Genomic DNA, 14,304 nt, shown 5'->3' with positions numbered 1-14,304 from the left:
GCAAGTTCACGACCGAAAGGCTTGACCAGACGCCATGCGCGCCCAGTTCGTCCTGTCGGAGATCGGTGTCGGTCTCCGCCGCAATCTGACGATGACCTTCGCCGTCATCGTCTCCGTAGCCCTGTCGCTGGCCCTTTTCGGCGGCTCCCTGCTGATGAGCGATCAGGTCAGCACCATGAAGGGTTACTGGTACGACAAGGTCAACGTCTCGATCTTCCTGTGCAACAAGCACGACGCCGATTCGGACGTCAACTGCGCCAAGGGCGCGGTCACGGAGGACCAGAAGAAGCAGATCCTCGTCGACCTCAAGAAGATGCCGGTCGTCGAGAACGTCGCCTACGAGTCCCAGGACCAGGCGTACAAGCACTACAAGGAGCAGTTCGGCAACTCCCCGCTGGCCGGCTCGCTGACGCCGGACCAGATGCAGGAGTCGTACCGGATCAAGCTCAAGGACCCGCAGAAGTACCAGGTGATCGCGTCCGCGTTCAACGGGCGTGACGGCGTGCAGTCGGTGCAGGACCAGAAGGGCATCCTGGACAACCTCTTCCAGCTGCTCGGCCTGATGAACCGGGCGGCGCTCGGCGTGATGGCGCTGATGCTGCTCGTCGCACTGCTGCTGATCGTCAACACCGTGCGCGTCTCGGCGTTCAGCCGTCGGCGGGAGACCGGGATCATGCGCCTGGTCGGCGCCTCGGGCTTCTACATCCAGGCGCCGTTCATCGCCGAGGCGGCCGTCGCCGGTCTCATCGGCGGCAGCCTCGCCTGCGTGTTCCTCGTGATCGGCCGGTACTTCACGATCGACCACGGCATGGCCCTGTCCAACAAGCTCACGCTGATCAACTTCGTCGGCTGGGACGCGGTGTTGACCAAGCTGCCGCTGATCCTCGCCACGAGCGTGCTGATGCCCGCACTGGCGGCGTTCTTCGCGCTGCGCAAGTACCTGAAGGTGTGACGCATGCCAAGGGGGCCGTACGAGCAACCGGCCGTACGGCCCTTCGCGTTGTCCTAGACTCACCGCCATGTCAGGCCGTGACCTGTTCTGTCAGCCCCGTCGCATGCGCCGCGGGGCCGCCCTGACATTGGTTTTCGCCGGCGTGCTGGTCGCCGGCGCGGCCACCGGATCCTTCCCGGAGCCCGAGCAGCCCGCGCGGAGGGCCGCGGCCGGGCCGATGGGCCCGGCCGGACGGCACGAGGCCGTGCGGCGGGCCGCCGCCGAGGCGATGGCCGACGGCAAGTCCCCGACGGAGGCCGCCGAGCGTGCCGTCAGCCGCAGCGGGGACCGGTGGGGCGCCGTGTACTCCGAGGGCGAGTACGAGGAGTTCCAGGAGGCCCTGGACGGCCGGTACACCGGTGTCGGCCTGTGGGCGGGGCGCGAGCGGGACGGCCGGATCGAGGTGACCAGGGTGCGGCCCGGCTCGCCCGCGGCCGCCGCCGGGATCCGCGAGGGCGACCGGCTGCGCAGCGTCGACGGCAGCGAGGTCGACGGCCGGCCCGTCACCGAGGTGGTCTCGTTACTGCGCGGTGACGCCGAGGACGCCGAGGCGGGTACGACGGTCACCCTCGGCCTGCAGCGCGGCACGCGCGCGTGGACCGAGAGGCTGCACCGCGCGCGCCTGTCCACCGACTCCGTGACCGTCCGCAGACTGCCCGGCGGGGTCACCGTCATCCGGATCTCCGCGTTCACCAAGGGCTCGGCCGACGCCGTCCGGACGGCCCTGCGCGAGGCCAGGACCGACGCCGGCATCGTCCTGGACCTGCGGGCCAACTCCGGCGGCCTGGTCACCGAGGCCGTGGACACCGCCTCCGCCTTCCTCGACGGCGGCCTGGTCGCCACCTACGACGTCGAGGGCGCCCAGCGCGCGCTGCACGCCGACCCCGGCGGTGACACCACCCGGCCGCTGGTCGCCGTCGTGGACGGCGGCACGATGAGCGCGGCCGAGCTGCTCACCGGCGCCCTGCAGGACCGGGGCCGCGCGGTGGTGGTCGGCTCCCGCACCTTCGGCAAGGGCTCCATCCAGATGCCGACCGAACTCCCCGACGGCTCGGTGGCCGAGCTGACCGTCGGCCACTACCGCACCCCGTCCGGACACGCGGTCGACGGCCGGGGCATCACCCCCGACCTGGAGGCGGGGGCAGGGGCCCTGCGACAGGCCGAGACGGTCCTCACGGGGCTCGGCGACCCGTCGTAGGCGCCGTTAATGCGCTTCCCCCGCACCCCCTCCTTGGTGCGAAAATGGCGGCACTATGAGCAAGGGAATGTACGTACCCAAGGAGTCCCAGCCCAAGCAGGGCGGAGGGGCCGCGAAGGCGGCCAAGGACGGCAAGCGCAAGATCGTCGCGCAGAACAAGAAGGCCCGGCACGACTACGCGATCATCGACACCTACGAGGCCGGGATCGTGCTCACCGGGACCGAGGTGAAGTCGCTGCGCCAGGGGCGCGCCTCGCTGACCGACGGCTTCGTCCAGATCGACGGCAACGAGGCGTGGCTGCACAACGCCCACATCCCCGAGTACAGCCAGGGCACCTGGACCAACCACTCCGTGCGCCGCAAGCGCAAGCTGCTCCTGCACCGCGAGGAGATCGACAAGCTGGAGTCCAAGTCCCAGGAGACGGGTCACACCATCGTGCCCCTCGCCCTGTACTTCAAGGACGGCCGGGCGAAGGCCGAGATCGCCCTCGCCCGGGGCAAGAAGGAGTACGACAAGCGTCAGACCCTGCGGGAGAAGCAGGACCGGCGGGAGTCGGACCGCGCGATCGCGGCGGCCAAGCGCAAGCAGCGGGGCGTCTGACCCGGCCCGCCGGGAATAGGCTGGCACTGGCCTGCGTTGGTCCCGTACGATGGCACTGCACTCCACAGCGGGTGCGCGCCCCCTCTGCGGAGGGTTTGAAAAAACAACATGGGGATGATCGGTTTCGACAGCGGCTGTCGAAGCAGGGGAAGCGTGTCGAGGAAGCGGCCATGATCTCGTAAACCACAGGCCGAAAAAAATAATCGCCAACACCAAGCGCGATTCCTTCGCCCTCGCTGCCTAAGTAGCGACTTGCGAAGTGTCAGCCCGGGGCTGTTCCCGACCCGGATCCTGGCATCAGCTAGGGGACTAAACCTTGATCCCGGTCACGGGGTGAAGAGGGAAATCAAACAGTGACTGAGCCCGTCGGCGACTTGTTCGCGTGATCGCCGGGGCTGAGAAAAGCACAGCGAACTGCACACGGAGAAGCCCTGATTCCGCACCGTTGGACGCGGGTTCGATTCCCGCCATCTCCACGATCGGGAGGCTCCCGAGCCTCCTCACCCATGTGGGCAAAGGCCCCGCCGCTTTCGCGCGGCGGGGCCTTTGTCGTACGGAAGAGCCCGGCTGTCGTCCCGCCCGTACCCGAAGGAAGCCTTGTCATGTTCCTGCTCCGCCTGCTGCCTCCCCTGCCCCGCGAGGTGAGCCTCGCCGTGGTCGGGTCGCTGGCCGGGGTGTTCCTCGCCGTCATGGGCGCACTGCACGGGTACCGGGAGGTCACCGGCGTCGCCGGCACCGTCCACGTCGTGAACTGCGAGCGCGCCGCCGGAGGCTGGGACGATCTGTGGACCGACGGATGGGCGTGCGAGGGCACGTTCGAATCCGACGACCACAGCACGCGCATCGACGACATCGCGATCGACGGCATCTTCGAGCACCTCCCCGAGACCACCGTGGCCGCCCGTGTCGACGGCCCGGACGCTCGCACCGCCCTGCAGGACACGTCCGGCAGCTGGAAGTGGCCCGCCCTCACGGGCGTCGTCATCCTCGCCTTCACCGCCTGGCGCATCCGCACCATCCGCCACCTGCTGATCCTGCGCCGGGTCGAAGCCCGGATCGCCGCGGCACCGGTCGCCTGACACCCCTCGGACCCCGTGACGGGGGCGCGGCCGGCACGGCGGGGCGACCGGGCTCAGGAGACGCGCCGGGGGGAACGTACGGCCCTGGCCGCCGAGTCGATGAGCAGGGCGAGGCAGGCCGCGGCGGCCGGGACCGTGAAGGCGGCGGCGGGGGAGAGGTGTTCGGCGGCCCAGCCGCCGATGGCCGAACCGCCGGCGATACCGGAGAGCAGCCCGGTCACCACCAGGCTCATGCCCTCGTTGAGCCGGTCGGCCGGGGTACGCCGCTGCACCAGGGTCATCGCCGTCACCATGGTCGGCGCGGTCGCCATGCCCGCCACCAGCAGCGTGCCCGCCAGCACCGGAAGGGAACCGGTGAGCGCGGCGGACAGCCAGGGCAGGGTCATCAGCGCGGCCATCGCCGCCAGGCACCGGGTCAGGCCCAGGCCGGCCGGCTTCAGCGCCCCGTACACCAGGCCCGCCGCGCACGAGCCCGCCGCCTGGAGCGCGAGCACGACACCGGCCGCCGCCCGGTGCCCCTGCGCGTCGGCGTAGGCGATCGTGACGACTTCCATCGAGCCGAACACCGCGCCGGTGGCCGTGAAGCAGGCCAGCAGCGGCGGGATGCCGGGGCTGCGCAGCGGCGACGGCGCCTTGGAGCGGGCCTGGGCCGGCGGCTCGGTCGCCCGCTGCGCGGTGAACAGCAGCATGCCCGACAGCAGCAGTACCGCCCCGGCGAGCGTGCCCGCCTCCGGGAAGAACGTGCCGGTCAGGAAGGAGGCCAGCACCGGCCCGAGCATGAAGCACAGCTCGTCGGCGGCCTGTTCGAAGGAGTTCGCGGCGTGCAGCGCGTCCGCGTCGTCGCGCAGCAGATGGGCCCAGCGGGCGCGGGAGAGGCCGCCGATGTTGGGGGTCGTCGCGGTGGCCGCGTAGGCGGCGAACAGAGTCCAGTCGGGGCCGTCCCAGCGCACGCACAGCAGCAGGGCGAGGCTGCCGAGCACGGAGACGAGGGTGGCCGGTACGGCGACCCGGGCCTGCCCGTGCCGGTCGACGAGCCGGGCGATCCACGGCCCGGCCAGCCCGGTGGCGGCGAGGCCGGTCGCGGTGACGGCACCGGCCAGGGCGTACGAGCCCCGGGAACCCGCGATCATCACGACGGCGCTCACGCTGAACATGCCCATCGGGAGGCGGGCGAGGAGGTTGCCGGTGGTGAAGGCGCGGGCGCCGGGAAGGCGGAACAGGCGGCGGTACCCGGACCGCCCTGGTGCCGGGGCCGGTATGGGTCGTTCTTCGGTGCTCTGGTGCGGCATGGCTCAACGGTCGCCCGGAGCGGATCACGGGGTCCAACACCTTCTCGGGGCCGATTGACGCACCTGTGTTGTAAGTTCGCCGTCATGCCCACGCCCGCCCACATAGACCCCCGCCTGCTGCGCGCCTTCGTCGCCGTCGCCGAGGAACTCCACTTCACCCGGGCCGCCGCCCGTCTGTACGTCGCCCAGCAGGCGCTCAGCCGGGATGTACGGCGGCTGGAACGGGAGCTGGGCGTGGAGCTGTTCGTGCGCACCACCCGCCAGGTGACGCCGACCGCCGACGGCGAGCGCCTGCTGCCGCACGCCCGGCGGGTCCTGGCCGCCCAGGACGATCTGCTCGCCGCGTTCGAACAGGCCCGCCCGCTGCTCGTGGACCTCAACACACCGGGTCTCGTCACCGGCCGCCGGGTGCTGCACCGGGCCCGGGAACTCGCCCTCGACTGCGAGCTGATGGCCCGCTACGAGAGCGGTCTCACCGGAGCCGCCGCCGAACTGGTGGCCGGCCGGCTGGACGTCTCCTTCGGCCGCTTCGCCGGTCTGGACCCGACGCTGCGGTCCGCTCTGGAGCAGCAGCCGGTGCGCTTCGAGCCGATGGCCGTCATCCTGCCGGAGGACCACGCCCTGGCCGCCCTCCCCGAGGTGCCGCTGACCGCGTTGGCCGGGGAGGAGGTGTACGCCGGCGCGGGGAACCCGCGTACCCGGGAGTGGACGGACCTGGCACGTCACCTCTTCGAGGGGCACGGTATCCGGCTCGCCTCACCCGTTCCGCTGGCTGTCGGGGACGAGGAGTTCGAGCGGATCATGGCGAAGACCCGGACCCCGGTGCTGGCCGTCGTGGACTTTCCGGCCATGCCCCGGACGGTACGGCGGCCGCTGGTCGATCCCGTCCCGCTCTCGCCCGTCTCCCTGGTCTGGCGGAAGGGGCTGGTCCACCCCGGGTTGGACGCGCTGCGCAGGGCGGCGGCCGAGGTCGCACGGGCGGAAGGCTGGCTGCGACGGCCCGTCGATGGATGGATTCCAGCCACTGATGATCATGTGATGGGTGTGCATAACTGACACGTGGCGAGCACCACTCCTCCGCGTGCGCTACATTCATGGCCCGAGCACGGTGTGGTAATGGGGGCGCTCGGGCCGGGTGGGGGCCTGGTTCGGTCGACGGGTGCTCGGGGTCGTGAGCGCACCCGGAACAATCCCGTGGGGGGATGTGCGCGCGTGAAAGAGTGGCGAGAAGACGCCCAACCGGAGTGGCCCGAAGCCGCATCCGCGAGTCGGGACATGCAGGTGCCGGGGGCTGGTACCCGGGCCTTTGCGGAACCCCTGCCCCCGTTGCCCGAATCCGAGCGGACCATCGCCCTGTTCGCCCCCTCGCTCGGCCGGAACGCCGGCGGAAGGAACGGCTCCCCCAGGCCCACCGGTGCCCTCCGTGACCCCTGGGCCGAGTCCGCGGGGAGCGACGCGCGCGACTCCGCGCGGCGGGGCCCGCGGACGCCCGCCGGGGCCGCCGCCGACCCCACCCACGACCCGCACGAGGTGACGGTGCAGCTCGACGCCGTCCAGCTCGGTGACGTCGGGCTGAGCCCGGTCGCCGGTGCCGTGCGCGGCACCGAGGCCGACGGACCGGTCTTCGTCGACGAGTCGGGCCGCCGCAGCCGCCGTTTCCGCCGCCTCGGCCTGCTCGTCGCCGTCGCCTGCGCGATCTACGCCGTGGTCATCGTCGCCACCCTGATGTCCGGCAGCTCCGACGCGCCGTTGCTGCCGGTGCCGCGCCAGGACGCGGAGAAGCCCGCCGGCCAGGTCGACACCTCGCCGCTGCCCAGCGCCTCCAACGCCGCGACCCCGGCGGAGACCGGCGCGGCGACCGGTCCGGCCGCCGCCCCCACGGCGAGCGGCACCGCCGCACCAGGTGCCGAAACGTCCCGCCCCCGGGCCGGCACCTCCGCCGACGGGCCGGCGGCCGGTACCTCCGCCCAGACCGAGGCAGTGGGCGCCACCGCCGACTCCCCGTCCGCGTCGGCCTCTTCCGGCCACGCTTCCCCGGACCCGTCCACCCCCACCGGTGCCGCCTCCTCCGTCCCCTCGCCGTCGGCGTCGGACGGCACGGGCACCCCCCTCGGACGGCACCGGACCCCGCACCCCAAGATCACTCTCTGACCAGGGGAAACACCCTCTGATGGCACCACGTTCCCTTCGCCGTACCCCGTCCCCCGCCCGGCGCCCCCGGCTGCCGCTGCGCTATCTGCTGCCGATCCTGGTCCTGTGCGCGACCCTGGCGATGCTCATGCTGCGCGGATACGTGCACAACGAGATCCTCGCCGACTACCGCGTGCAGCCCGAGGCCGCGAGCGACCGCGTGCCGCAGAAGATCCTCGAGGGCGGCCCGGTCATCGACACCCGAGGCGGCCGAGCCGCGACCATGCGGGTGCCCGACCACCGCATCGTCCTCACCTTCGACGACGGCCCCGACCCGACCTGGACGCCGAAGGTCCTCGACATCCTGAAGAAGCACCACGCACACGCCGTCTTCTTCGTCACCGGCACGATGACCTCGCGCCACCCGGACCTCGTGCGGCGCATGGTGGACGAGGGGCACGAGGTCGGCCTGCACACCTTCAACCACCCCGACCTCTCGTACCACTCCACGAAGCGCATCGACTGGGAGCTGTCCCAGAACCAGCTGACGCTCGCCGGAGCGGCCGGCATCCGCAGTTCGCTGTTCCGGCCGCCGTACTCCTCCTTCGCCGACGCCATGGACAACAAGTCCTGGCCGGTCACCAAGTACATAGGCAGCCGCGGTTACCTCACGGTCGTCAACGACACCGACAGCGAGGACTGGCGCAAGCCGGGCGTCGACGCGATCATCCGCAAGGCCACCCCCAAGGGCGGCAAGGGCGCGATCGTCCTCATGCACGACTCGGGCGGCGACCGCCACCAGACGGTCCAGGCCCTGGACCGGTTCCTGCCCCGACTCCAGCAGCAGGGCTATGAGTTCCAGACGCTCACCGAGGCACTGGACGCCCCGAGCGCGGACACCCCGGTCACGGGCCTGGACCTGTGGAAGGGGAAGGCCTGGATCTTCCTCGTGCGGGCGGCGGACCACATCACGGATGCCCTGGTCATGGGCCTCGCGGTCATCGGCTTCCTGGTGTTCGGGCGGTTCGGCCTGATGCTCCTGCTGTCCGCCGTGCACGCGCGCCGGACCCGGCGCCGCGGCTTCCGCTGGGGCGATCGTCCGGTGACCGAACCCGTGACGGTGCTGGTCCCGGCGTACAACGAGGCCAAGTGCATCGAGAACACGGTCCGTTCGCTGATGCGGAGCGAGCATCCCCTCGAGATCCTCGTCATCGACGACGGCTCCACGGACGGCACGGCACGGATCGTGGAAGGCCTCGGGCTGCCCGGCGTCCGCGTGATCCGGCAGCTCAACGCGGGCAAACCGGCCGCCCTCAACCGCGGTCTGGCCAACGCCCGGTACGACCTGATCGTCATGATGGACGGCGACACCGTCTTCGAGCCGGCCACCGTCCGTGAACTCGTGCAGCCCTTCGCCGACCCACGGGTCGGGGCCGTCGCCGGCAACGCCAAGGTCGGCAACAAGGACACCCTCATCGGCGCCTGGCAGCACATCGAGTACGTGATGGGCTTCAACCTCGACCGGCGCATGTACGACGTCCTGCGCTGCATGCCGACGATCCCCGGTGCCGTCGGTGCCTTCCGCCGCTCGGCGCTGGAACGCGTCGGCGGCATGAGCGACGACACCCTCGCCGAGGACACCGACATCACGATGGCGCTGCACCGGGACGGCTGGCACGTGGTGTACGCCGAGAACGCGCGCGCCTGGACCGAGGCCCCCGAGTCCGTCCAGCAACTGTGGTCCCAGCGCTACCGCTGGTCGTACGGCACCATGCAGGCGATCTGGAAGCACCGCCGCGCCCTCTTCGAGCGCGGGCCGTCCGGGCGGTTCGGCCGGGTGGGCCTGCCTCTGGTGTCGCTCTTCATGGTCCTCGCCCCGCTCCTGGCCCCGCTGATCGACATCTTCCTCGTGTACGGCCTGGTGTTCGGCCCCACCGAGAAGACGATCGGAGCCTGGTTCGGCGTCCTCGCGATCCAGGCGGTGTGCGCGGCCTACGCGTTCTGGCTGGACCGCGAACCGCTGACCCCGCTGATCTCGCTGCCCCTGCAGCAGATCCTGTACCGCCAGCTCATGTACGTCGTGCTGCTCCAGTCCTGGATCACGGCGCTCACCGGCGGCCGCCTGCGCTGGCAGAAGCTGCGCCGCAAGGGCGGGGTGTCCGCGCCCCCGGCACCGCCCGTGCAGAGCGGGCCCGTCATGGGTGGGCGGGCGGCCGGATGACCACCTCGCCCTTCGAGCCCGGCCCGGCGCGAGCCGGGCAGCCGGCCCCGCGCCCCGCGTACCGGCCGGCACCGACGACGACCACCCAGGAAGCCCAGCACGTGACCGTTCCCACCCTGCCGTCCGGCACGGACGAGCCCACTTCGCCCCCGCAGCCGGAGCAGCGGCGCACACCCGTGCGTGACCGGTACTTCGACCTCCTGCGCGCCGTGGCCCTGTTCCGCGTCGTCTTCTACCACCTGATGGGCTGGGCCTGGCTGCCCGTCGTCTTCCCCTCCATGGGCGTGATGTTCGCCCTCGCGGGCAACCTCATGGCGCGCTCGCTCAAGCGTCCCCCGCTGCAGGTCGTCCGCAGCAGGCTGCGCCGGCTGCTGCCGCCGCTGTGGCTGCTCGGTGCCCTCGGCGTGACGGGCATGGTGCTGCAGGGGTGGGGCCCGCACGACGACGGTCACCCCGGCTGGTGGTGGCTCCACCTCGGTTTCTGGATCCTGCCGCTGAGCGATCCGCCGTTCGCCGAGGGCCTCAAGGGCATCCACGGCATCCTCGGCGAGGACTGGGCGGCGGAACTGGCGGGCCCGCTCTGGTACATCCGCGCCTACCTCTGGTACGTCCTGCTCTCCCCGTTCCTGCTCAAGGCCCTGCGCGCGCTGCCGTGGGCGACCGTCCTGTCGCCGATCGCCCTCGCCGCGGCCTTCGAGTTCGGCTACCTCAACCTGCCCGGTGAGCGCATTCCGTCCGCCCTGACGGACTTCAGCACCTTCGGCGCCTGCTGGATCCTGGGCATGGCGCACCAGGAGGGCGTGCTGAAGCGCATCCCCCGCTACGTCGTCCCCTCGGTGGCGCCGGTCATCGCCGCACTCGGCCTGTGGTACGCGCTCAGTCACGGCTTCAAGGAGGGGCACGACCTGGACGACATCCCGTTCGCCCAGTCCCTGTGGTCCTTCGCCACCGTGCTGCTGCTCCTCCACATCAGCCCGTCCTGGACCGACTGGCCCCGCTGGCTGCGCCCCTTCGACCGGCTGATCACGCTGCTCAACTCCCGCGCGGTGACGATCTATCTCTGGCACAACCTGTGCATCCTCGTCGCCGCCACGCTGTGGGACCAGCTGTGGCAGTTCGACGTGATGTACCAGCACTTCTCCTGGCTGCTGGAGAGCCCCTGGCCGGTACTGGCCATCACCTGGATGTTCATCTTCAGCTGCGTCGTCTGGTTCGGCTGGGTCGAGGACCTGGCCGCGAAGCGGAAGCCGCGGCTGTGGCCGGACGGGGCCCCGGAGAAGAAGCCGGCACGGCGGTGACGCCGCCGTCCACGTGGCAACGGCGATAGCCGGCCGCGGCGGCGACGCGGGCCCGACCTCTCATCCCCCGGCCGTCCAGGGTGAGAGCAACGTTCCCTTCCGGTCACCCGCGGCCACAGGCAGGAAACGCGCCCTCCCTACCTTCGGCTCAGTCCCTCTTTGAGTAGACCGAGCACCCGGAGCCCCGTGGAGGCGCGTCATGACAGCCCCAGCCCCAACCCGTCGTAGCGGCCGCTGGATCGACCGCTGGGATCCGGAGGACGAGGGATTCTGGAAGGTGACCGGGGAGCGGGTCGCCCGCCGGAACCTGTGGTTCTCCGTGCTCTCCGAGCACATCGGGTTCTCGGTGTGGACCATGTGGTCCGTGCTCGTGCTCTTCATGGGGCCCGAGTACGGACTCACGCCCGCCGACAAGTTCCTGCTGACCTCGGTGGTCACCCTCGTCGGCGCCGTCGTCCGCGTGCCCTACACCTTCGCCGTCGCCGTCTTCGGCGGGCGGAACTGGACGATCGTCTCCGCGAGTCTGCTGCTCGTGCCGACGATCGCCGCGTTCGTGGTGATGGAACCGGGGACGTCCTTCTCCACCTTCCTACTGGTGGGTCTGCTGGCCGGCATCGGCGGCGGCAACTTCGCCTCCTCCATGACCAACATCAACGCCTTCTTCCCGCTGCGGAAGAAGGGGTGGGCGCTCGGGCTCAACGCCGGCGGCGGCAACATCGGCGTGCCGGTCATCCAGCTGATCGCCCTCGCGATCATCGGCGCGAGCGGCGGTCCGCGCGTCCTGCTCGGCATCTACATCCCGCTGATCCTCGCCGCCGCCGTCCTCGCCGCGCTGTTCATGGACAACCTGGCCGCCGTGAAGAACGACACCGGGGCGGCGAAGGACGCCGCGAAGGACGCCCACACCTGGATCATGGCCTTCCTCTACATCGGCACGTTCGGGTCGTTCATCGGCTACAGCTTCGCCTTCGGGCAGGTGCTGACGAACCAGTTCGGGCGGACGCCGCTGCAGGCCGCGTACCTCACCTTCATCGGCCCGCTGCTCGGCTCCCTCATCCGGCCCGTGGGCGGATGGCTCGCCGACCGGTACGGCGGGGCCCGCATCACCCTGTGGAACTACGTCGGCATGGCAGCCGCCACCGCCGTCCTCGTCTTCGCCAGCATGCAGAAGTCGCTGGCGCTGTTCGTGCCCGTCTTCGTGGTGCTGTTCGTGCTGAGCGGGCTCGGCAACGGCTCGACGTACAAGATGATCCCGGGCATCTTCCATGCGAAGGCCCTCGCCAAGGGGCTGGTGGGCGAGGAGGCCGCCCGCTACGGCCGGCGGCTGTCCGGCGCCTCCATGGGGCTCATCGGGGCCGTCGGCGCGCTCGGCGGCGTCGGTATCAACCTCGCCTTCCGGCAGTCCTTCCTGTCCTACGGCTCCGGCACCGGCGCATTCGTCGCCTTCCTCGCCTTCTACGGTGCCTGTTTCGCCGTGACCTGGGCCGTATACCTTCGCCGCCCGGACCGGCAGGCCCGGGACGAGACCGCTGCGGACACGAAGCCGCAGCTCAGCTACGCCGAAGTGTGACGTAACACTGGCGACACGAAGCCGAACCGAGCCTGTCATGCGCCGTTGACAGGCTCGGTCGGTATGCGGGCCAGCTAGGAGAGCCATGTACGACGAACTGCAGCACACCGAACACGGACCCCTCGCCGGGTTCACCGTGGGGGTCACCGCCGCCCGCCGCGCCGACGAGCTGGGCGCGCTGCTCCAGCGGCGCGGTGCCGTCGTGCTGCACGCGCCCGCCCTGCGGATCGTGCCGCTCGCCGACGACGGCGAACTGCTCGCCGCCACCAAGGAGCTGATCGATCAGGCTCCGGATGTCGTCGTGGCCACCACCGCCATCGGGTTCCGCGGCTGGGTGGAGGCCGCGGACGGGTGGGGGCTCGGGGAACAGCTGCTCGGACGGCTGCGGGACGTCGAGCTGCTGGCGCGCGGCCCCAAGGTCAAGGGGGCCGTCCGGGCCGCCGGGCTGACCGAGTCCTGGTCGCCGTCCAGCGAGTCCATGGCCGAGGTGCTCGACCGGTTGCTCGAGGAGGGTGTCGACGGGCGCCGGGTCGCCGTACAGCTGCACGGGGAGCCGCTGCCGGGATTCGTGGAGGCGCTCCGGGCCGGGGGAGCGGAGGTCGTGCCGGTGCCCGTGTACCGGTGGATGCCGCCGGAGGACATCAGCCCGCTCGACCGGCTGCTGGACGCCGCCGTCTCCCGGGGGCTCGACGCCCTCACCTTCACCAGCGCGCCGGCCGCGGCCTCCCTGCTCAGCCGCGCGGAGGAGCGGGGGCTGCTCGGCGAGCTGCTGACGGCCCTCGGCCACGACGTGCTGCCCGCGTGCGTCGGACCCGCCACCGCGCTGCCCCTGCAGGTGCGCGGGGTGGACACCGTACAGCCGGAGCGGTACCGGCTCGGACCGCTCGTGCAGCTGCTCTGCCAGGAACTGCCCGCCCGGGCACGGTCGTTCCCGGTCTCCGGTTACCGGATGGAGATCCGCGGGCACGCGGTCCTGGTGGACGGCGAACTGAAGCCGGTGCCGCCGGCCGGGATGTCGCTGCTGCGGGCGCTGGCGCGGCGGCCGGGGTGGGTCGTGGCCCGGGCCGAGCTGCTGCGGGCCCTGCCGGGGGCCGGCCGGGACGAACACGCGGTGGAGACGGCGATGGCCCGCCTGCGGACGGCTCTCGGGACGCCGAAGCTGATCCAGACGGTGGTGAAGCGGGGGTACCGGCTGGCGCTGGACCCGGCGGCGGACGCGAAGTACTCGGACGTGTGAGCACGGCCCCGCGCGGGCCTGCGAGCACGGCTCAGGTCCGCGTGCGCGGAGCCAGGGTCAGCGCCCGCGTCAGGAACCCCACGCCCGCCGTCGCGGCCACCGCCCGTACGACGTTCCACGCCACCCACGGCGCCTCGAACCGCTCCCGCAGGGCGGCCGGATCGCCCTTCGCCGCCAGGGCGTCGTTCAGGGGGATGCTGAACGCCACCGTGACGCAGAGGACGAGGACGTACGCGGCCAGGGCCGCCCAGACCCACCGGTGGCACGGCGCGCGGCGCAACCGCCAGGCGGCCAGGCCCGTCAGTACGGGCGCGCCCAGGAAGCCGAGGAAGAACACCGGGTTCTGGATGACGGTGTTGATGTTCCGCATGACCTCGACGTACGTCCGGTCGTCGCTGCGCGCCAGGGCCGGCATCACCGCGCACGCGAAGACGTAGAAGACCCCGGCGCTCAGGCCCATGGTGAGGGTGGCCGCGCCCAGGAGAAGACCGCTGGTCCGTGTTTCCGTCATGCCTCCAGCCAAGCGGTGAGGATCCCGTCGCGGACATGGCCGAGGCGCGCGCCCGCATACGCGTGCGTCCAGGGCGGGGCAACAGCACCCGGTACGAGGGGTTCCGGCCGCCGTCGCGGGCAGGCACTGTGAAGAGGAGCGACGGAACGGTTCCCTTCCGCGGCCTCCCGCACTCTCCT

The 14,304-nt window shown here is 71.4% G+C and carries 12 protein-coding genes and 1 other RNA gene; 11 read left to right on the top strand and 2 right to left on the bottom strand.

Translation table 11 applies throughout. The features are described from left to right. Window positions 1-34: 34 nt before the first annotated feature. From ftsX to ACZ5CW_RS04620, 5 genes are all read left to right on the top strand, one after another. Window positions 35-952, top strand: a complete 918-nt coding sequence (gene ftsX / locus ACZ5CW_RS04640) for a permease-like cell division protein FtsX (RefSeq protein WP_468598310.1) — start codon at window positions 35-37, stop codon at window positions 950-952. 67 nt (window positions 953-1,019) lie between these two features. Then, on the top strand, window positions 1,020-2,189 hold the full coding sequence (locus tag ACZ5CW_RS04635; RefSeq protein ID WP_468598308.1) for a S41 family peptidase: 1,170 nt from the start codon (window positions 1,020-1,022) through the stop codon (window positions 2,187-2,189). Window positions 2,190-2,244: 55 nt separating this feature from the next. After that, on the top strand, window positions 2,245-2,790 hold the full coding sequence (smpB, locus tag ACZ5CW_RS04630) for an SsrA-binding protein SmpB (protein WP_393276487.1): 546 nt from the start codon (window positions 2,245-2,247) through the stop codon (window positions 2,788-2,790). A gap of 110 nt (window positions 2,791-2,900) precedes the next feature. After that, window positions 2,901-3,269, top strand: a transfer-messenger RNA (tmRNA) gene (gene ssrA, locus ACZ5CW_RS04625). Window positions 3,270-3,392: 123 nt separating this feature from the next. Then, window positions 3,393-3,869, top strand: coding sequence for a hypothetical protein (locus ACZ5CW_RS04620; protein ID WP_468598306.1), 477 nt, complete (start codon window positions 3,393-3,395; stop codon window positions 3,867-3,869). A gap of 53 nt (window positions 3,870-3,922) precedes the next feature. Here ACZ5CW_RS04620 and ACZ5CW_RS04615 read toward each other — a convergent pair whose 3' ends face one another. Next, the gene (locus ACZ5CW_RS04615) at window positions 3,923-5,158 is read right to left on the bottom strand and encodes an MFS transporter (RefSeq protein ID WP_468598304.1); all 1,236 of its coding nucleotides are present in this window, start codon (window positions 5,156-5,158) and stop codon (window positions 3,923-3,925) included. A gap of 84 nt (window positions 5,159-5,242) precedes the next feature. Here ACZ5CW_RS04615 and ACZ5CW_RS04610 point away from each other — a divergent pair, with 84 nt between their 5' ends. From ACZ5CW_RS04610 to ACZ5CW_RS04585, 6 genes are all read left to right on the top strand, one after another. Continuing rightward, entirely contained in the window at window positions 5,243-6,214 is a 972-nt protein-coding gene (locus ACZ5CW_RS04610) for a LysR family transcriptional regulator (RefSeq protein WP_468598302.1), read from the top strand. A 270-nt stretch (window positions 6,215-6,484) separates the two neighbouring features. Further along, on the top strand, window positions 6,485-7,309 hold the full coding sequence (locus ACZ5CW_RS04605; protein ID WP_468598300.1) for a hypothetical protein: 825 nt from the start codon (window positions 6,485-6,487) through the stop codon (window positions 7,307-7,309). Between the two features lie 19 nt (window positions 7,310-7,328). Further along, window positions 7,329-9,509, top strand: a complete 2,181-nt coding sequence (locus ACZ5CW_RS04600) for a polysaccharide deacetylase family protein (protein WP_468598298.1) — start codon at window positions 7,329-7,331, stop codon at window positions 9,507-9,509. Continuing rightward, on the top strand, window positions 9,506-10,807 hold the full coding sequence (locus ACZ5CW_RS04595; protein ID WP_468598296.1) for an acyltransferase family protein: 1,302 nt from the start codon (window positions 9,506-9,508) through the stop codon (window positions 10,805-10,807). Before ACZ5CW_RS04600 ends, ACZ5CW_RS04595 begins: the two co-directional genes overlap by 4 nt. 199 nt (window positions 10,808-11,006) lie before the next feature. Next, window positions 11,007-12,377 (top strand): nitrate/nitrite transporter, encoded by a 1,371-nt coding sequence (locus ACZ5CW_RS04590; RefSeq protein WP_468598294.1) that lies wholly within the window; start codon window positions 11,007-11,009, stop codon window positions 12,375-12,377. Window positions 12,378-12,462: 85 nt separating this feature from the next. Further along, entirely contained in the window at window positions 12,463-13,614 is a 1,152-nt protein-coding gene (locus tag ACZ5CW_RS04585; RefSeq protein WP_468598292.1) for a uroporphyrinogen-III synthase, read from the top strand. A 31-nt stretch (window positions 13,615-13,645) separates the two neighbouring features. Here the strand turns inward: ACZ5CW_RS04585 and ACZ5CW_RS04580 are convergent, their stop codons facing one another. After that, window positions 13,646-14,125 (bottom strand): anthrone oxygenase family protein, encoded by a 480-nt coding sequence (locus ACZ5CW_RS04580; RefSeq protein WP_468598290.1) that lies wholly within the window; start codon window positions 14,123-14,125, stop codon window positions 13,646-13,648. Between the last annotated feature and the right edge of the window lie 179 nt (window positions 14,126-14,304).

This window comes from Streptomyces sp. NPDC031379 (genome assembly GCF_055569615.1).
The sequence above is the reverse complement of the archived record's forward strand: the minus strand, read 5'-3'. Positions and strand labels throughout refer to the sequence as shown.